The sequence below is a fragment of the Shewanella sp. SM101 genome, assembly GCF_025654465.1.
GTDB classification, from domain to species: Bacteria; Pseudomonadota; Gammaproteobacteria; order Enterobacterales; family Shewanellaceae; genus Shewanella; species Shewanella oncorhynchi.
The window spans coordinates 12,594-38,204 of record NZ_JAKKRH010000043.1 but is presented as its reverse complement, the minus strand read 5'-3'; the positions used below and the strand labels follow the sequence as shown (position 1 = coordinate 38,204).

21 protein-coding genes are annotated in these 25,611 nt (G+C 46.2%); 13 read left to right on the top strand and 8 right to left on the bottom strand.

Annotation, left to right across the window (positions count from 1 at the left end):
* The first annotated feature begins 38 nt into the window (after positions 1-38).
* Positions 39-194 (top strand): EAL domain-containing protein, encoded by a 156-nt coding sequence (locus L5M38_RS19235; RefSeq protein ID WP_263180043.1) that lies wholly within the window; start codon positions 39-41, stop codon positions 192-194.
* Between the two features lie 511 nt (positions 195-705).
* On the opposite strand, the gene ycfP is transcribed toward L5M38_RS19235, so the two are convergent.
* Both ycfP and nagZ read right to left on the bottom strand, forming a co-directional pair.
* Positions 706-1,245, bottom strand: a complete 540-nt coding sequence (gene ycfP / locus L5M38_RS19230; protein WP_263180042.1) for an alpha/beta hydrolase YcfP — start codon at positions 1,243-1,245, stop codon at positions 706-708.
* Positions 1,246-1,324: 79 nt separating this feature from the next.
* A complete protein-coding gene (nagZ, locus tag L5M38_RS19225) occupies positions 1,325-2,353 on the bottom strand; it encodes a beta-N-acetylhexosaminidase (protein WP_263180041.1) in 1,029 nt (342 codons plus the stop codon).
* Positions 2,354-2,738: 385 nt separating this feature from the next.
* Here nagZ and L5M38_RS19220 point away from each other — a divergent pair, with 385 nt between their 5' ends.
* Positions 2,739-4,115 (top strand): L-serine ammonia-lyase, encoded by a 1,377-nt coding sequence (locus L5M38_RS19220; protein ID WP_028759794.1) that lies wholly within the window; start codon positions 2,739-2,741, stop codon positions 4,113-4,115.
* Between the two features lie 157 nt (positions 4,116-4,272).
* Here the strand turns inward: L5M38_RS19220 and L5M38_RS19215 are convergent, their stop codons facing one another.
* The 3 genes from L5M38_RS19215 to L5M38_RS19205 all read right to left on the bottom strand — a co-directional run bounded on the left by L5M38_RS19215 (position 4,273) and on the right by L5M38_RS19205 (position 7,321).
* Positions 4,273-4,998: a hypothetical protein gene (locus L5M38_RS19215; protein WP_263180039.1), complete on the bottom strand. Its 726-nt coding sequence runs from the start codon at positions 4,996-4,998 to the stop codon at positions 4,273-4,275.
* A 201-nt stretch (positions 4,999-5,199) separates the two neighbouring features.
* The gene (fghA, locus tag L5M38_RS19210) at positions 5,200-6,042 is read right to left on the bottom strand and encodes an S-formylglutathione hydrolase (protein ID WP_263169024.1); all 843 of its coding nucleotides are present in this window, start codon (positions 6,040-6,042) and stop codon (positions 5,200-5,202) included.
* A gap of 139 nt (positions 6,043-6,181) precedes the next feature.
* Entirely contained in the window at positions 6,182-7,321 is a 1,140-nt protein-coding gene (locus tag L5M38_RS19205; protein WP_263169022.1) for an S-(hydroxymethyl)glutathione dehydrogenase/class III alcohol dehydrogenase, read from the bottom strand.
* A gap of 176 nt (positions 7,322-7,497) precedes the next feature.
* On the opposite strand from L5M38_RS19205, the gene L5M38_RS19200 reads away from it, so the two are divergent.
* Entirely contained in the window at positions 7,498-8,376 is an 879-nt protein-coding gene (locus L5M38_RS19200) for a LysR family transcriptional regulator (RefSeq protein WP_263169021.1), read from the top strand.
* A gap of 45 nt (positions 8,377-8,421) precedes the next feature.
* Here L5M38_RS19200 and L5M38_RS19195 read toward each other — a convergent pair whose 3' ends face one another.
* A complete protein-coding gene (locus L5M38_RS19195; RefSeq protein ID WP_263169019.1) occupies positions 8,422-9,711 on the bottom strand; it encodes an NAD(P)/FAD-dependent oxidoreductase in 1,290 nt (429 codons plus the stop codon).
* Between the two features lie 472 nt (positions 9,712-10,183).
* Between L5M38_RS19195 and L5M38_RS19190 the strand changes: the two genes are divergently transcribed.
* Entirely contained in the window at positions 10,184-10,819 is a 636-nt protein-coding gene (locus L5M38_RS19190; protein WP_263169016.1) for a class I SAM-dependent methyltransferase, read from the top strand.
* A gap of 203 nt (positions 10,820-11,022) precedes the next feature.
* On the opposite strand, the gene L5M38_RS19185 is transcribed toward L5M38_RS19190, so the two are convergent.
* Complete coding sequence (locus L5M38_RS19185) at positions 11,023-11,448, bottom strand: nuclear transport factor 2 family protein (protein WP_263169012.1); 426 nt, start codon at positions 11,446-11,448, stop codon at positions 11,023-11,025.
* 442 nt (positions 11,449-11,890) lie between these two features.
* On the opposite strand from L5M38_RS19185, the gene L5M38_RS19180 reads away from it, so the two are divergent.
* Positions 11,891-13,879: a TonB-dependent receptor domain-containing protein gene (locus L5M38_RS19180; protein WP_219251576.1), complete on the top strand. Its 1,989-nt coding sequence runs from the start codon at positions 11,891-11,893 to the stop codon at positions 13,877-13,879.
* A gap of 534 nt (positions 13,880-14,413) precedes the next feature.
* Entirely contained in the window at positions 14,414-14,704 is a 291-nt protein-coding gene (locus L5M38_RS19175; RefSeq protein WP_028759787.1) for a cytochrome c3 family protein, read from the top strand.
* Positions 14,705-14,941: 237 nt separating this feature from the next.
* Here the strand turns inward: L5M38_RS19175 and L5M38_RS19170 are convergent, their stop codons facing one another.
* On the bottom strand, positions 14,942-16,951 hold the full coding sequence (locus L5M38_RS19170; RefSeq protein ID WP_263180038.1) for an ATP-dependent DNA helicase: 2,010 nt from the start codon (positions 16,949-16,951) through the stop codon (positions 14,942-14,944).
* Positions 16,952-17,386: 435 nt separating this feature from the next.
* On the opposite strand from L5M38_RS19170, the gene L5M38_RS19165 reads away from it, so the two are divergent.
* The 7 genes from L5M38_RS19165 to hisB all read left to right on the top strand — a co-directional run bounded on the left by L5M38_RS19165 (position 17,387) and on the right by hisB (position 25,609).
* Positions 17,387-17,887, top strand: a complete 501-nt coding sequence (locus tag L5M38_RS19165) for a GNAT family N-acetyltransferase (protein ID WP_158683085.1) — start codon at positions 17,387-17,389, stop codon at positions 17,885-17,887.
* A 142-nt stretch (positions 17,888-18,029) separates the two neighbouring features.
* Positions 18,030-19,007 (top strand): transposase, encoded by a 978-nt coding sequence (locus L5M38_RS19160; RefSeq protein WP_263180044.1) that lies wholly within the window; start codon positions 18,030-18,032, stop codon positions 19,005-19,007.
* Positions 19,008-19,299: 292 nt separating this feature from the next.
* Positions 19,300-20,244: a restriction endonuclease gene (locus L5M38_RS19155; protein ID WP_263180037.1), complete on the top strand. Its 945-nt coding sequence runs from the start codon at positions 19,300-19,302 to the stop codon at positions 20,242-20,244.
* A gap of 708 nt (positions 20,245-20,952) precedes the next feature.
* Positions 20,953-21,852 (top strand): ATP phosphoribosyltransferase, encoded by a 900-nt coding sequence (hisG, locus tag L5M38_RS19150; protein ID WP_041408375.1) that lies wholly within the window; start codon positions 20,953-20,955, stop codon positions 21,850-21,852.
* 3 nt (positions 21,853-21,855) lie between these two features.
* On the top strand, positions 21,856-23,178 hold the full coding sequence (hisD, locus tag L5M38_RS19145) for a histidinol dehydrogenase (RefSeq protein WP_263169002.1): 1,323 nt from the start codon (positions 21,856-21,858) through the stop codon (positions 23,176-23,178).
* A gap of 44 nt (positions 23,179-23,222) precedes the next feature.
* Positions 23,223-24,416: a histidinol-phosphate transaminase gene (hisC, locus tag L5M38_RS19140; RefSeq protein WP_263180035.1), complete on the top strand. Its 1,194-nt coding sequence runs from the start codon at positions 23,223-23,225 to the stop codon at positions 24,414-24,416.
* A gap of 101 nt (positions 24,417-24,517) precedes the next feature.
* Complete coding sequence (gene hisB / locus L5M38_RS19135; protein WP_263180034.1) at positions 24,518-25,609, top strand: bifunctional histidinol-phosphatase/imidazoleglycerol-phosphate dehydratase HisB; 1,092 nt, start codon at positions 24,518-24,520, stop codon at positions 25,607-25,609.
* Positions 25,610-25,611: the final 2 nt, after the last annotated feature.

The window sequence follows — 25,611 nt, the reverse complement described above, 5'->3', positions numbered from 1 at the left end:
AGATTTTGCCGATATGAAGGTTGACTCGGGCTTTAGGATTGCGTTTAACGTGGCGCCAGCGTATTGAAAGCTTATGCCAGTTGCGGATTTTAGTGGCTATCGATGACTTTGGTACTGGGCAAACAACCTTATCTTTGTTACAAACCATGCCATTGTATTACTTGAAAATCGATAAGACGTTACTCCAAGAATAGCTAATCCGAATTTGGCTAAAAAGAGCCAATTATCTAACAAGGTTTTGTCCAAAAGTGTGTTGCGTATGTCTTTTAAATCTACAGGTTACGTGAATGCACGAAAGGTGAGCCATGGTGATTGGCGAGACGACCGTCCGCCCCATGGACGGGGCGGTCGAGCATCCAAGGATGGACTGGCTGCGTGTCGGTGAGTCAATGCCATGGCAAGCCTATATGCGTAGATACCAGCCAACGCTAATCCCCTAAAAACAAAACCAAAAGTCGCAGTCACCCTAGACTACTTTCCTACACATTTAAGTCCAAAACCAATACAATCGATTTTATAATCTAGAGCCCTCAATGTGCTCTACTTAAAAATATTCCCAATAGCCACATTCATATTCAGAGTCGCAATGTGCGCGGCATGAAGTATTAAAAGCCAAAACCATAAGGCGGAATAGCCGATGAGATAAATCCACTCCCCCTCTTAAATATAAAAAGAGGAGTGATACTTTTATTCAATCGATATTAATCAAGCCAACTTAAAGGCTTTTATTTTGGGGAGATGGGCGGCGAGTTGGGGGAATTTGTGGGGCTGAACGTCATCCCAATCAATCGAATAATAGGCGCTTAATTCACTGGCGAGTTGCTGATTATCGAACATCTCATCATTCACAGAAAATATGCACATGGCCTTGTGAGTATTCTTTTCACGAAATTTCGACACGCACTTATTGGCAATGTCGGCATATTCTTCTGGGCGGTCAATCTTGCCCTGCATATTATTTTCTGGGTGCAAATTAGGGTTAATCAGCACAGATTTAAGACCATTTAAAAATCCAATCCGCTCGGCCCAATAAGCGCCGAGTCCTACGCCAACCATTAACGGCGCGGGATCGTCGCAATGCTGCATTTGCTTAGCAACTTCCTTGAGCAAGTGTTGCATGTCGTGCTTAGGGTGCAAGGTGCTGTAACTGATCAAACGTACGTCAGGGTCAATAAATTGCAACTGACGCATTTTTTCGTGATTACCTGGGCTAGTCGCATCAAATCCATGAAGATAGAAAATCATATCAAGGCCTTTTAATCATTTTTAATCACAGTGAATTAACTAACCCTAGCAAAAGAGTGCTCTCACACCTTGCGCTACATCAAACTTTCGCCTGTTGAGCCAAACAAATTTGCTCGGCAAGCTGCTTGGCATTTTCCCAACGAGCCGTATTATCGAGCGCCGCTGCCGTTTGCGAGGCATTGGGTTTAAGTAAACTCGCAGGATACTGTGGCGCGCTCACAGGCCAAGTAAAGCCATCGAGTAGCGACATTACGCCCGCATTGTCATTACACACTAAAATCATGTCGCAACCTGCGGCTAAGGCGGCGCTGGCCCTTGCACGGTAATCGCTCGCAAATCCTGCGCCTTGCATGCCGAGATCGTCGGAGAAAATCACCCCGTTAAAGCCAAGTTCTTTACGCAGCACTTGTTTTAACCAGTATTCGGAGAAGCCCGCAGAGTTAGGGTCGACTTTAGGGTAAACCACGTGCGCGGGCATCACGCCTAATAATTTCTCTTTTGCGATCAATTCTTTAAACGGCAGGATATCCTTTGCAAAAATGGCCTCGGCATCACGATCATCAATGGGTTTCTCGTAGTGCGAATCCGCCACCACACTGCCGTGTCCGGGGAAATGTTTACCCACGGCGCCCATGCCAGCTGCGGCCATGCCAGCAATAAAGCTTTCGGCCAATGTAATAACCTCGGCGGGCTCTGGGCTAAAGCTGCGTTTACCTATGACTTGGCTCACGCCGTTTAAGTCCAACACGGGCGCGAAACTTAAGTCGATATCGCAAGCCAGTAATTCAATCGCCATCAAGAAACCGAGCTCACAGGCCCAACGCTTGGCCAATACCATATCGCCCTTTGCTGCGGGTAAAATGTCGCCCATGGCGGGAATAATGGTAAAGCCATCACGGAAACGTTGTACTCGGCCACCCTCGTGATCTACGGCGATTAATATTTCTGGGCGTATTTGGCGTATCTGTTGTACCAGACGGATCAACTGATCACGGCTCGAAAAATTGCGGGAAAATAGGATTAAACCACCCACCTGTGGATGGCGTAGCATCTCAGATTCAGCCTCACTGACGTCCAACGACAGTAAATCCAACATTAAATAGCTCATACTTCTCCCTAAAAATATTCATTAATACTCAAAAAATAACCACTCAAGCCATAAGTAGTCCACGCTCACAAAAAAGCTAAAAAAAGCGAGCCACCTACTCTTGTAGCGCTGTCGAAGCCTGTATTCTTGGCCATAAAATGGCCTGTAAAAAAGTCCCAATTAAGTTCAGCTTATCCGAACTATTACGAATAAAAAAAACTAATGTGAATTGTCACACTAATCTATGGGATACTGGCGTTAGAGTATCACACAAGCAGATTTCGCATGAAAGAACGCCGCCACTGACCAGAGTACACGCGCAAGATTAGCGTGCTTCAATCTGCAGAGCGAGCAATCCCATGCACTCAGACTAAAATAATAAACAAGACACAACAGGACTTCTATCATGATTAGCGTATTTGACATGTTCAAGATCGGCATAGGTCCATCGAGTTCACATACCGTCGGCCCAATGAAAGCGGGCAAAATCTTTATGCAAAACCTGACTGACTCAGGACTCGTGACCCAGATTGATGAATTAAGAGCCGAGCTCTTTGGCTCCCTCGGCCAAACAGGCAAAGGCCACGGCACGGGCAAAGCAGTGATTTTAGGCTTAATGGGCGAAGATCCCGAAACCGTGGACACTGACAGTATCGACGGTATTTTAGAACACGTCTCCAAGGACGAAACCTTAACGCTGCACTGTGGCAAAGTGGTTAAGTTTACCCGTGAGCAAGGCATTACCTATCACAGACGCAAAACGCTACCTGCGCATGCTAACGCCATGACCTTGTACGCTTACTGTAAAGGGGAATGCATTTTTGATCGCACTTACTACTCAGTGGGCGGCGGCTTTATTTTAGATGAAGATGAAATTAGCCAACGTAATGCATCGCCAGCCTCACAAATTGAATCGGCTCCTTTTGATTTTGTGAGTGCGGCTCACTTACTGGAATTATGCGGAGAACAAGGTCTCAGCATTTCTTCTTTAATGATGGCGAACGAACTGAGTTTAGCCACTGAAGATGAAGTCAAAGCCAAGCTGTGGAATATTTGGCAGACGATGAAAACCTGTATCGAACGCGGTTATCAGAAGGAAGGTATTTTACCTGGCGGCCTAAAACTGCGTCGTCGTGCTCCTGCACTGTACCGCCGTTTGAAAGCCGAAGGCCGTAACAATGTCGATCCATTAACCGCTATGGATTGGGTCGATTTATTCGCCCTGTCGGTCAACGAGCAAAATGCGGCCGGTGATCGCGTCGTCACTGCGCCAACAAACGGTGCTGCGGGAATTATTCCTGCCGTATTATGCTATTACGATACCTTCGTACAAGAAGTGGATATCGATGTCTGCGCCCGTTATTTATTAACTGCCGCTGCAATTGGTATTTTGTACAAGAAAAATGCCTCAATTTCGGGCGCCGAAGTCGGTTGCCAAGGTGAAGTGGGTGTGGCCTGTTCTATGGCCGCTGGCGCACTGACTGAGATCATGGGCGGTACGGTTGAGCACGTTGAAAACGCGGCTGAAATCGGCATGGAACATAACTTAGGTCTAACCTGCGATCCTGTGGGCGGCCTAGTGCAAGTGCCTTGTATCGAACGTAATGCCATGGGCGCGATTAAAGCGATTAACGCCTCTCGTATGGCCCTGCGTGGCGATGGTAACCATAAGGTTTCACTGGATAAAGTGATCAAAACCATGATGGACACCGGCAGAGATATGCGCAGCAAATACAAAGAAACCGCCAAAGGTGGTTTAGCGGTCAACATTGTTGAGTGCTGAGTGCTAAGTACTGAGTACTGAGTGTTAGTTAACTCTCGTTAATCGCTTAAATCGCACCATAAAAAATGCCGCAACCAGTGAGTTGCGGCATTTTTGTTTTAGCTAGCACTTGCCTCCTAAATCGCTATCGATGGTAGATGTGAGGCAACTGGCATAACTAAGATTTTTTCAGGGAATACTGCGAAATAATACCCGCCCAAGCTTTTTCTATTTCAGGGATTAACTGCGTAAATGCCGTTTTTTCGGTAATCACCCGCAAATCATCTACCGCTTCAGACGTTCCCCATACGCTAGCATTTCCCGTCTCTTTCGCGGTAGATTCGGCAAGTCCATAAAGATATTCAGTCCGAACATCAAAAAATGCAGCAGAAACAGTCGTCGTTACACTGATCTCTTTATTCTTTAAGAAACCCAAAGACACCACATTGAGTGGAGCAAACTGTTGTTCACCCGCATGGAATGAAGTATCGAAGGTATAGATAAGTAAGATATCCGCTTTTAATCTCGCATCGGCTTCTCGTAAGGATTTTATCGAGTCCAAATTCTCAGGGAGTAAAATGCGATTTAATGGCGCAATACCTGACACTTGTGGCATTTTAGCTAGCCTAGCAAAGTCGGCTTCCGTCTCAACTTCTCGGGTCGTCACCACGCTATAACGACCTGTACCAAAACTGCTTACTCGATAGGATAAATAACCGGGAGCTTGAATACGCGCTACCGAAATATTTGCAGGAAACACCGCAGCAGGCTCTTTGGACATAAGTAAGTTGATATCCGATTCAGCTAACGAACTCAGCTGCACACTACCACCTGGGGTGGTGTACGATGCACATCCCCCTAATATCAACAATGCGCCTAACATGGCAAGTTTAACGATCCTCATCAAATCTCCTTTAAATACGTTTCAAATCCCTAAATATTGAATACTAACTTACTGTTGATAAATGTTTTATTCAACCAAATTAATGTTCAAGCGTGACATGTTTCTAAGCTATCCAACGACCAAGAGACAGTATTGGGTAAACAAAAGGCGCAGTGATAAAACAATATCACTGCGCCTTTTGTATCAATATTTTAAATGGGTTTAAGGCTTAAAGTACAAGCTATGGAACTTAAGGTGCTCTTCAATAAAGCTTGCGATGAAGTAGTAGCTGTGATCGTACCCCGCTTGCATCCGCACATCCAAGGGATAACCCTTGGTATGGGCGATATCCACCAGCGATTGTGGCATCAATTGGGTATCTAAAAAGCTGTCAGCTTCACCTTGGTCAATCAGTATTGGCACTTCGCTAATCGCGAGCTTAAGCAACTCGCAGGCATCATACTGGCGCCAATGTTCACGATTTTCACCTAAATACTCACTAAAGGCTTTAATGCCCCAAGGTGCATTACTCGGATTCGAAATCGGGCTAAAAGCCGAAATTGAGCTATATCTGTGCGGATTACTCAGACCAATCACCAAAGCACCGTGACCGCCCATCGAATGGCCGGAGATAGCGCGCTGGGTAGTGACGGGAAAATGCGCTTCAATCAAGTTAGGCAGCTCATGGACTATGTAATCGTACATTTTGTAATGACGATTCCAAGGTGCTTTTGTCGCATTGAGGTAAAAACCCGCGCCTAAGCCTAAATCGTAAGCTTTATCAGCCGCATCGGGCACATCGTCACCGCGAGGACTGGTATCAGGGGCGACAATCGCCATCCCAAGTACCGCTGCCATGCGCTGTGCACCCGCCTTCTGCATAAAGTTTTCATCGGTACAGGTTAGACCTGAAAGCCAATACAGCACAGGCACAGGTTTATTCACCGCCTCAGGCGGCAGATAAATCGCAAAGCGCATCTCGCAGTTTAACGACTGAGATTGATGGCGATACTGCTTATGCCAACCGCCGAAACTCTTGTTACAACTGATATTTTCTATGGTCATACAAGTCCTTTTAGCTCAATCTGTTAGCGCTTGTCTTAGCGTTAATCATCTGATCAATTGGCAACACAGCAGACAGATTTGCACCTGTCTGCTGGTTTGTCACATCAAGCTGAAGCATCAACTTAGCGTGCAAAATCGCTTATTTATCAAAATGGATCACGCTACGGATGCTCTTACCTTCGTGCATCAGCTCAAACGCCTCATTGATTTGCTCAAGTCCCATAATATGGGTGATAAAATCATCGAGCTTAAATTCGCCCGCCATGTAACGCTCAACAATGTGGGGCAGTTCAGAACGCCCTTTCACACCGCCAAAGGCAGAACCGCGCCATACTCGGCCAGTCACTAATTGGAATGGACGGGTTGAAATCTCTTGACCAGCACCGGCAACACCTATGATGACTGATTCACCCCAACCCTTATGGCAACACTCTAAGGCGCTGCGCATCACGTTGACGTTGCCGATACACTCGAATGAGTAATCCACGCCGCCATCGGTCATTTCAACGATCACCTCTTGGATGGGCTTATCGAGTAATTTAGGATTGATGCAATCGGTCGCGCCGAGTTTTTTGGCTAACTCGAATTTAGACTCGTTGATATCAATCGCGATAATGCGGCTGGCTTTGGCCATAGTCGCCCCAATGATCGCCGATAAACCGATACCGCCGAGGCCGAAAATCGCCACGGTCGCACCTTCTTCCACTTTGGCCGTATTCATCACAGCGCCCATACCTGTGGTTACGCCGCAACCCAGCAGACAAATTTCTTCTAATGGCGCGCTCTTATTGACTTTAGCCAATGAGATTTCAGGTAACACAGTATATTCAGAGAAGGTCGAGCAACCCATGTAATGGAAAATAGGCTTGCCATCGAGATAAAAACGCGTGGTGCCATCGGGCATTAAGCCCTTACCTTGGGTCGCACGAATTTTTTGGCACAGGTTAGTCTTGCCCGATAGGCAGAACTTACACTCGCCGCACTCTGGGGTATAAAGCGGGATCACATGATCGCCCACTTGCACGCTCGTCACGCCCTCGCCCACTTGCTCAACGATACCGCCGCCTTCGTGGCCTAGAATCGCTGGGAATACGCCTTCTGGATCATCACCGCTCAGGGTAAAGGCATCCGTGTGACACACGCCCGTAGCCACAATGCGCACTAAGACTTCGCCCGCTTTAGGTAACATCACATCCACTTCTTCAATCTTAAGTGGTTGTCCTGGCCCCCAAGCAACAGCGGCCTTTGATTTAATAAACTGCGGTTTTTCATTCGACATTGTTACGTCCCTTGAATAGGTAATAGGAGTAAGTCATTGGTGTATCATAAATTCAATTCAGGCCAAGCAAATTCTTGCGCCCATTGTACTGATGCTACTGAATAGGAGGATTGTATTTGTTTCTCAGCGAGAGACAATCTAGTATTCAAGCAATTCATTTTTACTGAGTAACAACAATGTATCTCTGGGATGGCATTTCTGAATTTGTCGCAGTGGCCGAGGCCGAAAGTTTTACCCTAGCAGCGCAGCGGCTGAATATCTCCACCGCCCACGTTAGCCGCCAAGTGAGCACCTTAGAAAATCGCCTTGGCACAAAACTCTTTTACCGCACAACCCGCAAAGTGTCGTTAACCGAAGAAGGCACGATTTATTATCGTCATTGCCGCCAATTACAAACTGGGTTAGAAGAAGCCGAGCGCGCCATCTCAAACCTAAAGGACTCACCCCAAGGCTTAGTCAAGCTCACAGCGCCCGTCGCCTATGGCGAGAAATTTATCATGCCGTTACTCAATGATTTTATGGTGCAATATCCCAGTGTTGAATTTAGCGTCGACTTGACCAATCGCACCTTGGACTTGATTGAAGGCGGTTATGATCTGGCGATTCGCCTCGGAAAACTCGCCGATTCAAGCCTGATGGCCAAACCGCTCAGCAGCCGTACCCACTATGTCGCCGCCTCACCAAGCTATGTGGAAAAATACGGTCAGCCCCATACCTTATCTGAGCTTAACCAGCACAATTGTTTGATCGGTAATCATAATTACTGGCGCTTTGTCGAAAATGGCCGCGAGCGCAATATTAAAGTCCGCGGTAATCTCAATTGTAACAGCGGCTACGCATTAAGGGATGCGGCACTAAAAGGCATAGGGATAGTTCAACTGCCTGATTATTATATTGAAGAAGATATTCAAGCCGGACGGTTGCTCTCCTTCCTTGACAGTCACCGCGAAGCCAAAGAAGGCATTTGGGCACTCTATCCGCAAAACCGCCACCTGTCGGCCAAGATCCGCGTATTGGTTGATTATCTTGCCGAAAAACTCGCCGAGCAGGATTAAATACTGTTTGAGCAAATTGATTGGTAGCAGACAACACGGCGCAAACTAGCGCCAGTTTTCCCGCAAAGTGTAATACAACATGCCTAATGCAAGCGCTTGATTGCCGAACCATTCATTTAACGGAATGCGGATATGGCGCATGGCCGCAAACAAATCAAATTCACGCAATTGCCCATCCATCGCATTGGCCATGATCTCGGCCATAATGTGCGATGTCGCCACTCCGTGCCCAGAATATCCTTGGCAATAGAATACATTAGGCGACACTTTGCCGAGCTGCGGGATACGGTTAATCACAATTCCCGCCATTCCGGCCCAGGCAAATTCGATATCAACGCCCTTTAATTGTGGAAACGTACGCTCAATCGCAGGCCGTAATTCCGCAGCCACATTTTTAGGATCGCGGCCGCTGTAGTTAGTGCCGCCGCCGAACATCAGCCGTTTATCCGCGGTCAGGCGATAGTAATCCAGTACAAAGCGGCAATCGTACACGGCTAAATCCTGCGGATTAATTTGTAAAGCGATATCATCGGGCAGAATCGCAGTGGCGCAATTGCCTAAGGACGCCGGAAATAACATACCGCGCAGTTTTGGACGGGCGAGTTTATGGTAAGCATTACCGGCGATCAGCACACTATTGGCGCGCACTTTTCCCTTGGCAGTGACAACAGTCGCCACATCGCCTTCTTCAATATCAAGTACGGGTGAGTGTTCAAAGATTAACGCCCCAAGACCTGCTGCGGCGCGCCCTTCACCCAGGCATAAATTGACTGAGTGCAAATGCATATTGCGCCGATTGACTAAGCCACCGTGATACAAGCGCGAGCCTAAATAGGCAGGCATTTCATCGGCGGATACCAGCGTCATAAATTCACCCATGCCGCGGCGCTGCGCCTCATCATGCATAGCCCTAAGCTCTTGCATGTGCTTTGGCTGGTAAGCGGTTTGGATATGACCAAACTTTAAATCACAGTCTATGCCGTACTTGGCCACCCGATTTTTAATTATATCGTGGCCGCGCCAACGCATATTCCACACATAATCTTCAGCTTCATTGCCGATTTGACGGCGCAGCTGTTTTGTCATCGCAACATCGCCGGACAAACTGCCCGTCACCTGCCCACCGTTGCGTCCGGTTGCGCCCCACGCAATTTTATTGGCCTCAATAAGCGCCACTTTATAGCCCTTCTCAGATAATTCCAACGCCGTTGCCACGCCAGTAAAACCGCCACCGACAATCGCTACATCGACTCGAATGTCGCCTTCAAGCGCAGGATAATCTGACTCTTGGTCAATGGTGGCATTGTAGTAGGAGGCGCAACGCTCTGCTGGCATGGTCATTCCTTGATGTTGAAAGTTGATGGCTGAAAGTGAGTGTTAAGTCTTAGTTCTGGACACTCAGTTCTGGAGGCTCGTTTTAACACGACAGTATGCCGAAATTGTTTTATATTTTTTACAAACGTTCAGAATTTGTGAGTATATCTAAGTTGAGATCGAGGTCAACACTGAATTGCGATAACTATTTGCAGGACATGACAAAGGGAGTTGAGCTGGCTGCAGGCTCCTTCTTGAAGAACCTGAAATGGAGGTGCTTGAAATGGAAGCTTCTGAAATGGCGGTACCTAAAATTAAGGCACTAAAATTAAGGTACCTAAGATTAAGGCACCTAAGATTAAGTTACCTAAGATAGAGACTCCGAATGTTAAGGCGCGGCTGATTTTATCTTTTAAGCCTTATACTTTTTGCTGGTTTAAGATAGGCTTGTGCGGCGTCATCCTCTTTTTATCTCAGCAACCTAGAGTCCATTATGCCACTATTACCACTTGTCCAATTGCCGTTTTCCCAAGCATGTGAAAACAACAAAGCGCCGATTTTAGCGGTATTAACACAAGCATTCTCACTCAACCAACATGTACTCGAAATCGGCAGTGGCACAGCGCAACATGCTGTGTATTTTGCAGCAAATCTTCCCCATTTAATCTGGCAAACCAGCGATCAGGCTGAATATATTGAGGTCATTACCGCAAGGTGTATGCATGAAGGCAAGCGACCCAATGCAGCGGCAAACCTACGCTTACCACTTACCCTTGATGTTACCGCGCCATGGCCGGTGAAGGGATTAACATTTGATATTGATGGCGTATTTACTGCAAACACTTTGCATATTATGAGCAAAAATATGGTTGAAGCGTTTTTTACTGGCCTTGGTCTGTATCTCCCCCAACTCAAGACCCTGTGCATTTACGGCCCCTTTAACTACCAAGGCGAATTTAGCAGTGACAGCAATCGCCAGTTTGATGCCTTTTTAAAACAGCGCGATCCCGCCAGCGGCATTCGTGATATTGAATGGATTTGCAGTTTAGCCAGCGAGCAAGGCCTAACGCTGAAGCAAGATGTGGCTATGCCCGCCAATAATCGACTACTACATTTTGTTAGAGACTAGCTTTTTGTTAAAGACTCGTTTTTTGTTAAAAGCTAGCTTTGGTTGAGTGGTTTAGTCCGTTTTGGCCTCAGCGGTTCTGTGTCCATAGCTCAGCACTCGAGTGGCTTTCCACTGCTCGTCCTGTTTGCGCCACACAATGACAAAGTCGGCTAGACCTTCACAATTGCCGGTTTCAAGGCTGCAAAAACGATGAACGCCTTGCTCTATCGCGCCAACTCTTTCACCGGAAACACTTTCATCGTGCCCGCAACTAACTCGCGGCGGTAATGGCCACAGGCATATTTTTCGGTGTTGGCGATCATATCCTTGCGGTTCCAAGTGACGCCACCCGTGTCGTGGTAAAACTCCACATCTTCAGTGAAAAACGCCGCGTGTTTCTTGAGTTCAGCAGGGGCTGAACACTTATTGAAACTGTCGAACACAGCAAAATCCACCGCTGCAATTTGGGTAGATAAAGTGTCTGTAAGTGCAGCAGCGGGCTGCGCAATGTCAGCTTGTGGAGCCCCAGCCGTTTTAACTGATGCTACTTTAGCTAATGCGGGCGCATCTGTTGCAACAGCAGGTTCGGTAGTGGCGAGTGACAAAGTTAAAACAGTGACTGTGGCTAGGCTATAAAATGCTGGATTCATATTCTCTCCGTAAATATTGGCAATACATTTTGTATGGCGACGATTCACATCACAAACATGAATGCACCACGAGACATAAAGTCACATCGCCAGCAAAGCTTATGCCAGTTAAAATGTCCATATTAATCATATTGATATAGCTTCATATTACGTTATGCAGTTTTGTGCGGTGATAGTTTCTGATTATTCTCACTATTTTTTAGTGATTTATCCGACGACAGTCAGACTCAGATCGTCATACTCAGTGCCTTATGCTCAATCCGCTCAATGCGCTCAATCAGAATGACCATGCCAGCGAGCAACACGTCGAATATACGGGCTATCACACTGTTATTAAACACTAAAAAATTTACACTGCCTTTACACAAAAGAGAGACATCCAAGCTTGAAGCTATAATTAAGAATAATTATCATTCGCCAAAATTACCGAAGGAAGAATGATATGCCCCGCTTTATCCGTCGCACTCGCCAAACCTCGCATCTATCTCATGCAACACAGACACCTATGTTGAGCCAGCTATCGCGCGCTATTGGTTTATGTTTGTTATTACCTGCAGCATGGGCTAGTGCTGCAAACACGCAAGATACCACTCCAGAAATGGAACGCATGGTGATCACAGCAACACAAACTAAACACTCGGAGCTTTCGGCGCCAGCTTCAGTGTCCGTGATAAACCGCAGTGAACTTGAAGCGCTAGTCATAGACGATCTTGCTAGCGCAGTCCGTTATTTACAGGGTGTGAACATCAGCGAAGGCACGCCCTATGGTCGCAATGAAATCAGCCTGCGAGGTTTAGATTCAGATTACACTTTAATCTTGATTAATGGCCGCCGCATTAACTCCCGCGAAGCATTAACTTCTGGTTATGGCAACGATTTTGACTTGTCCTCTATTCCAATGTCTGCCATTGAACGTATCGAAGTTGTGCGTGGGCCTATGTCATCCCTATACGGCTCAGAAGCTTTGGGCGGTGTGGTTAACGTCATACTGCGTCAACCAACTGAGGACTGGCAAACCAGCGTTGGCGTGCAATACGATGCACCTACCAGTGGCAAGGGTGGCGATAGCACTAAGTACAATTTCTACAGCAGTGGCGCGCTGATCAAAGATAAATTACTGGCAAACTTAATCGTCGACAGCAATAAACGCGATGCATGGCGCTCGGACTTAAAACCCACTATTGATGCGTTAGAAGACAGAGATGAAATCAGCGCCCTCGCCAATTTACAATGGCTGATTGATAACCAGCAAGATCTGCAATTTGACTTAAGTTACGCCAACGATGAACGCGAGTCTGATTGGAATAACTACGGCACGATTCTCACCAATAACCAACAAGCGGAGCGGATAAGTTCAGGTCTGACCCATAATGGCCACTGGAACTGGGGCGACACTCGCCTGCGCTATTACTATGAAAATGTTGAGGTGACTGACGACTCAGCGTTAATCGCCGAGATAGGTAATATCACCCAAACCAACCACAATCTCGACGGTCAAACCACTGTCCTGCTTGGCGATCACATGTTAACCAGCGGTGCAGAATACCGTTGGACCCAGCTCGAAAATAGCCGCAATATTTTAGGTGATGGCACCTTAGACGACAGCCAATCGGCATTGTATCTACAAGATGAATTTAGCTTAGGCGAACTCAATATCACCTTAGGCGGGCGCGTCGATCACCACGATGTGTACGGCACCGAATTTAGCCCACGCTTGTATTTAGTGTATAACTTAAGCTCTGAATGGGTCATTAAAGGTGGTGGCGGCAAAGCCTTTAAAGCGCCAAATATGGCGCAATCCCAAGCCGATTATATTATCCCCGCTTGTCGTGGCGCCTGTACCGTTGCGGGAAATCCTGATCTACAACCCGAAACCTCAGTGAACTACGAGTTATCGACCCAATATCAAACCACGGATTTTGGTGGCTCGATCACCTACTTCCATAACGATGTAGAAAATAAAATTATCACCGAAACTTGGAATAGAGTCCCAGGTACAGTATTAACTTACCAAAACGTGAACGAAGCTAAGATCACTGGTTGGGAATTACAAGCTTGGTACAATTTAACTCAAGATCTCAGCCTAAACGGTAATTACAGTAAAACCGATGCCGAAGATAAGCAAAATGGCGCGCCTTTTACCTTAACACCGGACGACAGCTATAACCTGAAACTGCAATGGCAGGCACTCGATGGTTTATCCACCTTTATCGCCTACCATTATACTGGCGAGCAGTATTTACGAGCCAATGTCAAATCAGAGGGTTATGGCTCGCTCGATATAGGTGCGAATTATCAAATTAATCCTATGTTTAGACTGAAGCTTGGCGTGACTAACCTAACGGATTCTGAACGTGACCAAGTTGCCACCGACCTTGATTATATTCAAAAGAGTCGCAGTATTTATGCTGGGGTAACTGCAAGTTTCTAAGCTCTGCAAGCCAGAAATTAATGTGTAATTGTAGCTCTGCTACTCAACATTAAACATCATAGGCGAAGCTCGTTTTGGCTTCGCCTATTGTTTAAGACCAAAATGAATATCACACATCCGACTAGAAAAAGTAAAATCAATACATTTTCTAAAATATAGAATTTTTAAATAAACATTAAAAATATAAATTGCATAATCCAGATTTAAATCATTAGTCTTTTACATTCCGCAATATAACCTTGATCATACTTTAACGCTAAAAAATAACTCACCCGTTAACCTTTGATAACGATCAAGGTTTTGTCATATTAAAAAACTATTATACACACGCAAGACTGCTAAAGCTTAAGGTGTAAAATTCTCGATTATTAAACTTACGCACCAAGCAAAAGCGATATTATCTTTCCGTTTATATCACTAATAAAACAGCGAGAAAAATACAGTTCCAACTTCAAGTTACATATTTCATAACTAGATATATGATTTACTCGCTTCAAAATGATGATTTAACCAACAATAAAAAAGGGAAATAACATGCTTAAAAAGATGATGCTAATGTGCGCACTGTGCTTTTCAACTAATTTAATGGCGGTATCACTTGCCGACAGTCATTCTGAAAGATCTGACTGTGAATCCTGCCATAAAGATAAAAAACCTTCAGCGGATTATGTTTTTGAAAATCAGCAATGTGTATCATGCCATGGAGAAATGAAAACACTCGCAGGCGAAGCTCATACTAAACATGATGGCGTTTTAACATGCACCAATTGCCACATCGCTCATCAAGAGAAAGCACCAGCAGATGCTTGCAAAGAATGCCATTAATTCACTAAAAATCTAAAATCAAAGGCCGAAGAATTATTTATTTTGAATGGAACCATTAGGCAGGATGCCACTTGACCCAACCTCCAAGGGTGTTTGCCATCTATTGCTCACAGGTGGCAATTTTTACCTCCGTTTTTATATCCTTACAATATGTTTAACGGCTCAATACTTAGCTCAGAATCCCATATCCGGCAAATAGGACAAGTTTACGTATGCTAGGTAAGCCATAGACGACTCTCAGGGGATTGTTCTCAAGAATGCCAATGCCTTTTCTAGGTCACGGGTGCGCGCCATCGGTGGCAGCGAGTTTAAAAAAGCTTGGCCATAGTAGCGATTCACAATGCGATTATCGCAAAGGATCAGCACACCACGATCTTTTTCATCACGAATAAGACGGCCAACACCTTGTTTCAGCGCAATAATCGCCTGCGGTAACGACACTTCAGTAAAAGGATCGAGTCCCTGACGACTCACATTGTCGGCTCGGGCGCGATACAGGGGCTCATCGGGCGACACAAAAGGTAATTTGTCGATAATCACGCAGCTTAACAATTTGCCGCGCACATCCACCCCTTCCCAAAAACTACTGGTACCGAGCAATACCGCATTGCCGAGTTGGCGAAACTTAGTCAGCAGACTCTGTTTACCCGCTTGGCCTTGTACCAGCAGCGGATACTGAGTGCGAGTTCGCAATGCCAGCGCCGCTTGTTCGAGCATTTTATGGCTGGTAAATAAAATAAAAGTCCGTCCCTGCGCCGCATCTATCGCTTGCACGCACACATCCACCAGCTGCTTTAACGCTTGCTGTTGATTGGTCACGCTCCCAAGTTGTCTCGGCACACAAAATACCGCTTGGCGGGGATAATCGAAGGGACTGTCGAGAATGCTTTGCTGCGCATCAACGATACCCATTTCTCGGGCAAAATGAACAAGACTGCGGTTGACCTGCAAAGTTGCCGAGGTAAATATCCAGCTGGTTTCGGGTACAAATAACTGTTGGCACTCACGGGCAATATTGATTGGTGAAATTCGCAGCACCACAAAGCGACTGCCCAATTCGATGCTGTAGGCCGCCAGATTATTATCGCAGTTAAAAAACACACTGAGCTTATTATTCAGCTCAGCCAACTTGATGGCGATATCATCTAACAATTCACTGCGGCCAATATGGGCCATTAATAAATTCTGCAGCGCAGTTAATTCCGCTAATAAATCCCATGACGCCCCTGCGAGCGCTTTATTGCCCAGCACTAAACGCCAATCGGATTCGCCGCAGGAATATAACTGATTATGCCAATCACTTAATTTAGCGAGGCAACGCTGGCAAAATTGGGCGAGTTGCCCAGTATCACTGAGTTCGGTCAGATAAATAGCGAGTAGCTTTTGAATGAAATCATCGATAGTACGACTCGAACATTGCTGGCCAAAATAGTTAACGCAAATATCGGGTAATAAATGCGCTTCATCGAAAATCACCACATCAGGATCGGGTAATAACTCGGCAAAGCCCGTGTCTTTCAGTACACTATCGGCGAAAAATAAATGGTGGTTAACCACAATAATTTTGGCATCCAGAGCACGGCTGCGCGCCTTGCGGGTAAAGCAGGCATCGTAAAAATCGCAGCGCTTACCAATACAGCTTTCCTTAGTGCTGACCACAAGCGGCAGCGCCAAAGAATTCTCAGGCACTGAGGTTAAGCCGCCAATATCACCATCTTTACAGGTGCTCGCCCACTGATTAATTTTCAACAAATCATCCAACAAACGCGCATCGATATGTGTCGCCTCACTCATTTGCTTATCGAGTCGCCACTGGCACAGATAATTATTGCGGCCCTTTAGTAGAGCCAGTTTAGGCTCAATCCCCAACATGGCGACCAGCGCGGGTAAGTCTTTAAAAAACAACTGCTCTTGCAAGTTTTTACTGCCCGTACTGACGATGACTTGCTTACCGCTCAATATCGCAGGGATCAAATACGCAAAGGTTTTACCTACCCCCGTACCCGCCTCAATCACCACATTGCCCTTCGCCGCTATCGCCTCACTCACTTCCTGTGCCATCTGCATCTGGCTTGTTCGCGCACTAAATCCTTGAATATGTTTAGACAATACTCCATCGGGCAAAAATGCGCGTTGCACTTCGGACGCGAGTCGACTCACCGCAGCGGCGCCTTTTAAGGCAGAAGGCTTAGCGGCGGTTTCTTTAGAGGAAACATGCTTTGATGTCGGTTGGCGGGAGCGAGTCAAAGGGAGAATCAATCCTTTATCAAGGTGTTAGGAACGTCAGTGAAAACAGTACTGCAAGTCCACACAATAAATTGCTGAGCGAGTGCATTGTGATGACTTTAATTAACCACAAGCACTGGTTAGTGACGCAAGCCGCGGCCGTAAACAATAGCGTTAAGCTTAACAGCTCGAAGCATTATGCTGATTTGAGATAAGACTACAAGTTAGCCGCGTAATTAACGCCAATTTAAACGTCGGTATTTGCTAGCATCCGCCAAAGCATGTGCGCTAGCTGTAACGGTTCGCAAACTTCTGTCGATTTCAGCCTGCCACTAACCATTTGAAATAAATAAGCTACCTCAGCAAAGCAAAACTCTATACCATTATATACGCTCGATAACAGGATGTTTCAGTGCCCAAGCATCAATACTAAGACGCAGGTAATCAGGATGAATGATGTCAAACGTTAGTCTTATCAATTTAAAAACAAGTGACACCACAACGCTACAACGTCTGCTCCAACTTTATTATTTTGATTCAACATCTTGGAGTAAAGAAGATATAGGCATTGATGGGTTATATGATGGATCTACAGCCTCAGATCTTGAATCCTATGTTAACTCACAAGAGGCAAAAGCCTACCTCATTTGGGTAAATGAAGTATTGATAGGCTTTGTTCTACTAGAATGGGTTGAAGATGAAAAAAGGCTTATCTGGGAACTGGCTGACCTCTTTATTCTTCCTAAATATCGCGGTGGTTGGATTGCGCTCGAAGTAGTCCGTCAAATATTTGAGCAGATTAGCACACCGATACTGGTCGCTACGTTCAAAGAAAATGAACTGGCTTTGCGCTTTTTTAAAGCGGTATCAAAACGATTACAGCTTAATTCAGTACGTGAGTTAATCGAGGATGAAACTACTCCGTTTTATACTTTCATCATAAATGAACACATCTAACAATCCATGTTATTCAAGTTTTTCTAAGCAGTTTTTCTAAGCCACCCATTGTTAATTATTCTGAATTTGATGGTGCTTATTGGTGAGTCCCCAAATTAGCAACTAGGCTTAGTGTCTGTTTCCCTGCACAAGGAGTGTGATGATGCCACTGCCAAGGAGAACTCAAGTCAGTTTGGAAGATACGCCTTTTTATCACTGCTGTAGTCGAGTAGTCAGACGTGCCTATTTGTGTGGTGAAGACCTTTTCTCAGGTAAAAATTACGACCATAGACGCGAGTGGGTAGAGCAGCAATTACTTAAACTGGCTCAGGTCTTTGCTATTGATGTTGCAACATATGCAGTGATGAGCAACCATCTGCATTTGGTACTCTGTGTGGATATTTACCAAGCCAATCAATGGAGTGATAGAGAAGTGCTTGAGCATTGGCATCAAGTATTTAAAGGCACTGAATTAACACAACAATTTGTCAAAGGGCACATTGTTGAAGCCCATGACGTGGCTAACCTTAAACACCATATCGCCCTATATCGCAGTCGCTTAAGTGATATCTCTTGGTTTATGCGAGCGTTAAATGAACCTATCGCCCGTAAGGCAAATCAAGAGGATAACTGCACAGGACGCTTCTGGGAGGGCCGTTTTAAATCCCAAGCCCTACTTGATAAGGCGGCAGTACTCGCATGTATGACCTATGTTGACCTCAACCCTATCCGCGCTCAACTAGCCACAACACCAGAAACCTCGGATTTCACCAGCATTCAACGGCGTATCCGCGCGGCACTCGCAGGCAAACAACCTCAAACATTATTGCCCTTTATCGGTAATGAGCGGGACAATATTCCTAAAGGGTTGCACTTTGATTTACAAGATTATCTGCAACTGGTCGACGATACCGGCAGAATTATTCGAGATGATAAACGCGGGAGTATCAGTTCGAGCAGTGCCAGCTTACTGAGTCGCCTTAATATTCCACCTGAGCATTGGCTTAAGCTCACTCACCATTTCGGGCAGTTATTTAAAGGTCCCGTGGGTACTTTGCAAGAACTCACTTGTTACTGCGAACATCTTGAAAAGCGACGAAGGCACTATCGACATAGCTGCCAGCATTTAATGGTAAGCTGACCGAAGCAGAGATAATTTAGTGTTCAAATTGATTAATCCACCGCAGTGGAGAATATGGCTCGAACTTAATTCATCCAATTTCAGCTAGCTATCGGCAAATTAATACAAAACGACCAAAAAACCTCGAAAATGTGACTTTCAACCTCTGTAAAAATACCTTTGGTAAATGCGACTTAGGTGTTGTAGGTTATGTTTCGGATCATAGGTGGCTTAAAATAGTACTGGTCCAACGAGGTAAACGCGCATGCACACGAATAAAATGTAGGCGAGTATGGAGGTACCGGGGGAAATAATGAATCAGAAATATGAAAAAGAGATTTTTCAACTAGAACATGGTGAGTTATCACCTAGTGACGCAGAAACAACTGTAAGTAAGATTCTATTTTCTCTGCTACGTGATGATGGTTATGAAGTCACTCAGACTCCTAGCAATAGTGATAGTGGTGTAGGCTTTTTAGCAAACAGGCATGATGGAGCCATTAAAGAAAAGCTTGCAATCGAGTACAAGCATTACCGTTCTCCGGTAAGTGCGAATGTTGTTCAAAGATTAATTGGTGCTAGTTTCGTCCATAATTTTGACCGAGTAATGTTAGTCACAAACTCTCGATTTATGCGCTCAGCATTAGAAATTGCGAATTCTAACTTACCAGTAAAGCTTGAACTGATAGATCTAGATTCCTTAAAGGCTTGGGTACAAAGAGCTGAAAGAACTGAGGACTATGATTTTGACCTCGTAAATATATTACGTAGTAGCTTAAGTGATAGTTTAGCTAAGGCGATAGCACAAAACCCAAGATACTTAATGGATATTGAGTGGCGAGAGTTAGAAAGAGTTGTACAAGTTGTTTTCGAGGAGCTTGGGTTTAGCGCTGAATTGACACCTGGAAGTAAGGATGGTGGAAAGGATGTGGTACTTAAGTGCAGAATATCAGGCAATGATCACACGTATTTGGTTGAGCTGAAACATTGGCGCTCTCAACAAAAAGTAGGCGGTCAAGCTGCCCGAGACTTCTTGAAAGTTATTGTGAACGAAGAGGTTAACGGTGGTTTGTTTTTATCTTCTTACGGATATTGTGATAATGCGTTTGAAATGCTTACTGAAATCGATAGGCAGTATTTGAGGTTTGGTGATCAACAAAAAATAGTTACTCTCTGCAAACAATACGTAAAATCAAAATCTGGAATATGGTCACCGACAGATGGCTTAGCAAATGTACTATTTGAGCAAACGGTCTAAATTCGCCTAACAAATAAGGATAGGCAAGCCTGTGTGATTGGATATCAGCAAACGCCTCGTAACTTACAGTACAATGCACAACTCAAGTTACAGTTATCCACGCACGGCTTCTCAACACATTTTTGTCCACTTTCAACATTCGCCCAACAAATATGCTCAATGGCTTTATTTAACGATAACCCTCTGCTTTTCACAAAAACGCATAAATATTCTTATTTAATTCAAATTGGCTGTTGCAAAGGCTCTTAAAAGCGGTTAGTTTAAATCCACTTATACGGATAGACGTCCGTAACAACGCATTCAAGGCTTCACTGTATTTCGACTGCACTTTATTTCGAACAGTTGGGCCAATAACGTTAAATACCGAGAGAGTAAAATGAGCACATTACTGAACGCTATCCACCACCATCACCACCATATGCGGTAGCCTTCGGACGCTCACTGCCGGAGGACTATATCCTTCTGGCGGACTGATTCAAGATGATCAAAAACCCCTGGAAGGAATTCTGGGGGTTTTTGCTTTTAGGCGTTAATTTTGGTTTTAATTTACATAAGCAACTTTAGATATTTAATAAATTATCAATACGTTAGCTAGAGCACTTAGCTAGATTCCTTAGCTAGGACCCGTTGAATGGCAAGGCGTATTAAACCGATTGAACAACACTTTTTGAATCTTTTAATTTTGATACTTTTGAGCGAGATAACACTATGACCGAATCGAACCGTTTACGCATCGCCATCCAAAAATCTGGCCGTCTTTCTACTGACTCTCAGCAACTGCTAAAAAGCTGTGGTGTTAAATTTTCCATTAATGAACAACGCCTTATCGCTCATGCCGACAATATGCCTATCGATTTACTGCGCGTTCGTGATGACGATATCCCAGGATTGGTGATGGACGGCGTGGTTGATATGGGGATCATCGGTGAAAACGTACTCGAAGAAGAACAAATCGAGCGTCAAACCCTGAACAAACCCGCAGATTGTCTCAAACTGCGTCAGTTAGATTTCGGATCATGTCGCCTCTCGTTAGCCGTACCGACAGAATTCAGTTACGCCGATGCCTCCTCGTTAGAAGGATTACGCATTGCCACTTCTTACCCGAACCTGCTGCGCCGTTTTATGCAACAAAAAGGCATAACTTATCGCGACTGTATGTTAAAAGGTTCGGTTGAAGTCGCCCCACGCGCTGGCCTTGCCGATGGGATTTGTGATCTCGTGTCGACAGGCGCTACCTTAGAGGCCAACGGCTTATACGAAACCGAAGTGATTTACCGCTCAATGGCCTGCATCATTCAATCGACCCAAACCCAATCGCCGACTAAACAAGCACTCATCGACAAAATTCTGTCCCGCGTCAACGGCGTTATCCGCGCCCGTGAGAGCAAGTACATACTGCTACACGCGCCAACCGAAACCTTAGATCAGATCGTCGCCCTGCTGCCCGGCGCTGAAAACCCAACCGTATTACCATTAAATGATGATACTAACCGCGTTGCTATCCACGCCGTCAGTACCGAAGATTTGTTCTGGGATACCATGGAACAGTTGACCGCACTCGGTGCCAGCTCGATTCTGGTGATGCCAATCGAAAAAATGATGGGGTGATCTATGGAAATCCTAACTTGGTCCACCTTATCAACCGCCGAGCAAAAAACGGCGCTGAAACGCTCGCCTTTAATTGGTGACAGCGGCTTAGAGCAAAGCGTTCGCGCCATTATCGATGCGGTGGCGACGCGGGGTGATGCCGCCATTGCCGAATTTAATCAAAAGTTTGATGGCTTCAATAGCGCGACCAAAGATTTAAATGGACAAGGAAGTGGTGAGCTGCGCATGGGTGAAGCCGAGATTACTGCAGCAAGCGCACGAGTATCACCAGAGCTGAAAGCGGCGATAGCCAAAGCCATGGCGAATATAGATGTGTTTCACAGCGCCCAGCAATTTCGCCCGATTGATATGGAGACCGAGGCGGGAGTACGCTGCGAGCTACGTAGCGAACCGATTGAAAAAGTGGGTTTATATATCCCCGGTGGCAGCGCACCATTAATTTCTACCGTGATGATGCTTGCCCTCCCCGCCAAGATCGCCGGCTGCGAACAAAGAGTATTGGTCAGCCCACCGCCCATCAACGATGCCATTATCTATGCAGCCAATGCCTGCGGGATCACTGAAATCTATCAAGTGGGCGGCGCACAAGCCATTGCGGCACTGGCCTTTGGCACAGAAACGATTCCGGCGGTCGATAAGATTTTTGGTCCTGGTAATCGCTATGTGACGGAAGCTAAACGTTTAGTGTCACAGGATGGTCGCTGCACTGTGTGTATCGATATGCCAGCTGGTCCTTCTGAAGTGTTAGTGATTGCCGATAGCGACGCCAATTGCGAATTTATCGCCGCCGATTTGCTTTCACAAGCGGAGCACGGCCCTGATTCACAAGTGATTTTAGTGACGGATTCGCAAGCTATCGCGGACGGCGTGAATGACGCACTGACGAGACAACTTGCCGTCCTGCCGCGTTGTGATATCGCGGCAACGGCGCTACTGAGCAGTCGCACTTTTGTTGTGGACGATATGCTGCAAGCCGCGCAGGTTTCCAATCAATATGGGCCAGAGCACTTGATCATTCAAACGCGCTTTCCCCGTGAGGTACTGAAAAACATTCGCGCGGCGGGCTCGGTATTTTTAGGCGCTTATACACCTGAATCAGTTGGCGATTATGCCAGTGGCACCAACCACGTGCTGCCGACTTACGGTTACAGCCGCGCCGTGTCGAGCCTGTCATTAGCCGACTTTAGCCGCCACTTTACCGTGCAGGAACTCAGTGCTAAGGGCTTAATCGGATTGGGGCAAGCGGTCATGACGTTAGCCAGTAACGAATTGCTCGATGCACACAAAAATGCCGTTGCCATTCGTCTCGCTAGCCTAGAGAAATGATCCGCTTAACCTTAAGTAATTGAAAATAGAGCTGAGTGAATAAAATGAGCCAAGTGAGCAGCATGGAAAAGACAGCAGACCCCACAGCATCAACGTTAGCAGCATCAACGTTAACGCAATCGGCGCCACTAAATTTAGCCGAGCGTTTAGCGCGCCCTGAGTTACTGGATTTAACGCCCTACCAGAGTGCCCGCAGACTGGGCGGTCGTGGTGATATTTGGATCAATGCCAACGAATCGCCCTTTAATAATGTCGATACCGCAGCGCTCGATTTATCGAAATTGAATCGTTACCCAGAATGCCAACCGCCTCAGCTTATCAGTGCCTACAGCGAATATAGCGGCGTGAGCACCAGCAAGATAGTCGCCAGCCGCGGCGCCGATGAAGCGATTGAACTGTTAATTCGCGCCTTTTGTATACCAGGCGTCGACAGCATTGCCTGCTTTGGCCCGACCTACGGCATGTATGCCATCAGCGCAAACACCTTTAACGTAGGCGTTAAAGCGTTAAGTCTCAGCGCGGAATATGGCTTGCCGACAAGCTATGCCGAGGACGTTCGCGGCGCAAAACTGGTGTTTATCTGCAATCCCAATAATCCGACCGGGACTGTGATCGACAAAGCTATTATCGAGCAAGCAATCAAAGCCCTGCCCAACACGCTTGTGGTAATCGACGAGGCCTATATTGAGTTTTGCCCTGAATACAGCGTGGCGGATTTGCTGGAAAGCTATCCGAATCTGGTGGTACTGCGCACCCTGTCAAAAGCTTTTGCACTCGCCGGCGCACGTTGTGGTTTTATGCTAGCAAACGAGGCCGTAGTCGAAATCATTATGCGCGTGATTGCGCCCTATCCTGTGCCGCTGCCAGTGAGTGAGGTCGCCACGCAGGCGCTATCAAGCGTAGGCGTTGCGCGGATGAAAGTGCAAGTTGCACAATTAAATGAGCAAGGCGCCAGACTCACAGCGGCGATCAGCGCTTATTGTTCAAAATCGAATAGTTCAGATTCGCGCGCCCGCGTGCTTAAGCCTAACGGCAATTATGTGCTGGCTGAATTTGATGATGTCGCCAAGGTCGCAGCGTTACTACAAGGCAGCGGCGTTGTCGCCCGCGCCTACAAAGATCCAAGGCTTGCCAAGGCTATCCGCTTTAGCTTTAGTTCAAAGGCGGATACCGATGTGTTAGTGAATTTATTTGAATCGCAACGCACTGAGCAATCACCAGAAACGAATAATAAGTAACTGAACATAAAAACTAATAAAACCAATAAAAAGCGAATGCCGCGCTGAAGGTAAAATCAGCTTAAGCATTAGCTAAACGAATTGAATTTGAAGGTAGAGCCATGAACCCACAATTTATCCCGAACGTTGCACAAAAAATTCTGTTTATCGACCGCGATGGCACCTTGATTGAAGAACCCGTCACCGACAAACAGGTTGATAGCCTGGCTAAATTAGTGTTTGAGCCACAGGTGATCCCCGCTTTGCTACGTCTGCAAAAGGCGGGATTTCATTTAGTCATGGTCAGCAATCAAGATGGCCTTGGCACACCGTCTTTCCCGCAGGAAGATTTCGACGCGCCCCACAATATGATGATGCAAATCCTCAAAAGCCAAGGGGTGAACTTTGAAGATGTGGTGATTTGCCCGCACTTTAACGATGAAAATTGCAGCTGCCGTAAACCTAAGCTTGGGCTAGTAAAAGACTATCTCACCCAAGGCTGTATCGATTTCACCCAATCGGCGGTGATTGGCGATCGCGAAACGGATGTGGAGCTGGGCAATGCCATGGGCATTAAAAGCCTGAAATATCAACGCGACACTTTGGGCTGGAACGCCATCGCCGATGCACTGCTCAATAAAGGCCGCACCGCGACGGTTGTGCGCACCACCAAAGAAACCGATATTCGTGTGACTGTGGACCTCGACAGTTCAGTCAAAGGCAAAATCGACACTGGCATTGGCTTTTTCGATCATATGCTCGATCAAATTGCCACCCACGGTAATTTTAGAATGGATGTGAAAGTCGATGGCGATTTAGAAATCGACGATCACCACAGCGTCGAAGACACTGCGCTAGCCATAGGTGATGCCCTGCGCCAAGCGCTCGGTGACAAACGCGGCATTGCCCGTTTCGGCTTTAGTCTGCCGATGGACGAAGCCAAGGGCGAATGTCTGCTGGATATCTCTGGTCGTCCTTTTATCAAATTCTCGGCCGATTTTGAACGCGAGCACGTCGGTGAAATGGCCACTGAAATGGTACCACACTTTTTCCGCTCCTTTGCCGATGGCCTGCGCTGTACGCTGCATGTGTCGACCGAAGGTGATAACGATCACCATAAGGTTGAAGCCCTGTTTAAAGTGCTCGGGCGCGCGCTACGCCAAGCGGTTAAAGTCGAAGGCGATATTCTGCCATCGAGCAAAGGCGTGCTTTAAGG

Coding starts and splice junctions, on each gene's coding strand:
- ycfP (WP_263180042.1), bottom strand. CDS start 1,245: ATGATTTTCTATCTTCATGGATTTGATGCGACTAGCCCAGGTAATCAC.
- nagZ (WP_263180041.1), bottom strand. CDS start 2,353: ATGAGCTATTTAATGTTGGATTTACTGTCGTTGGACGTCAGTGAGGCT.
- L5M38_RS19220 (WP_028759794.1), top strand. CDS start 2,739: ATGATTAGCGTATTTGACATGTTCAAGATCGGCATAGGTCCATCGAGT.
- L5M38_RS19215 (WP_263180039.1), bottom strand. CDS start 4,998: ATGAGGATCGTTAAACTTGCCATGTTAGGCGCATTGTTGATATTAGGG.
- fghA (WP_263169024.1), bottom strand. CDS start 6,042: ATGACCATAGAAAATATCAGTTGTAACAAGAGTTTCGGCGGTTGGCAT.
- L5M38_RS19205 (WP_263169022.1), bottom strand. CDS start 7,321: ATGTCGAATGAAAAACCGCAGTTTATTAAATCAAAGGCCGCTGTTGCT.
- L5M38_RS19200 (WP_263169021.1), top strand. CDS start 7,498: ATGTATCTCTGGGATGGCATTTCTGAATTTGTCGCAGTGGCCGAGGCC.
- L5M38_RS19195 (WP_263169019.1), bottom strand. CDS start 9,711: ATGCCAGCAGAGCGTTGCGCCTCCTACTACAATGCCACCATTGACCAA.
- L5M38_RS19190 (WP_263169016.1), top strand. CDS start 10,184: ATGCCACTATTACCACTTGTCCAATTGCCGTTTTCCCAAGCATGTGAA.
- L5M38_RS19185 (WP_263169012.1), bottom strand. CDS start 11,448: ATGAATCCAGCATTTTATAGCCTAGCCACAGTCACTGTTTTAACTTTG.
- L5M38_RS19180 (WP_219251576.1), top strand. CDS start 11,891: ATGCCCCGCTTTATCCGTCGCACTCGCCAAACCTCGCATCTATCTCAT.
- L5M38_RS19175 (WP_028759787.1), top strand. CDS start 14,414: ATGCTTAAAAAGATGATGCTAATGTGCGCACTGTGCTTTTCAACTAAT.
- L5M38_RS19165 (WP_158683085.1), top strand. CDS start 17,387: ATGTCAAACGTTAGTCTTATCAATTTAAAAACAAGTGACACCACAACG.
- L5M38_RS19160 (WP_263180044.1), top strand. CDS start 18,030: ATGCCACTGCCAAGGAGAACTCAAGTCAGTTTGGAAGATACGCCTTTT.
- L5M38_RS19155 (WP_263180037.1), top strand. CDS start 19,300: ATGAATCAGAAATATGAAAAAGAGATTTTTCAACTAGAACATGGTGAG.
- hisG (WP_041408375.1), top strand. CDS start 20,953: ATGACCGAATCGAACCGTTTACGCATCGCCATCCAAAAATCTGGCCGT.
- hisD (WP_263169002.1), top strand. CDS start 21,856: ATGGAAATCCTAACTTGGTCCACCTTATCAACCGCCGAGCAAAAAACG.
- hisC (WP_263180035.1), top strand. CDS start 23,223: ATGAGCCAAGTGAGCAGCATGGAAAAGACAGCAGACCCCACAGCATCA.
- hisB (WP_263180034.1), top strand. CDS start 24,518: ATGAACCCACAATTTATCCCGAACGTTGCACAAAAAATTCTGTTTATC.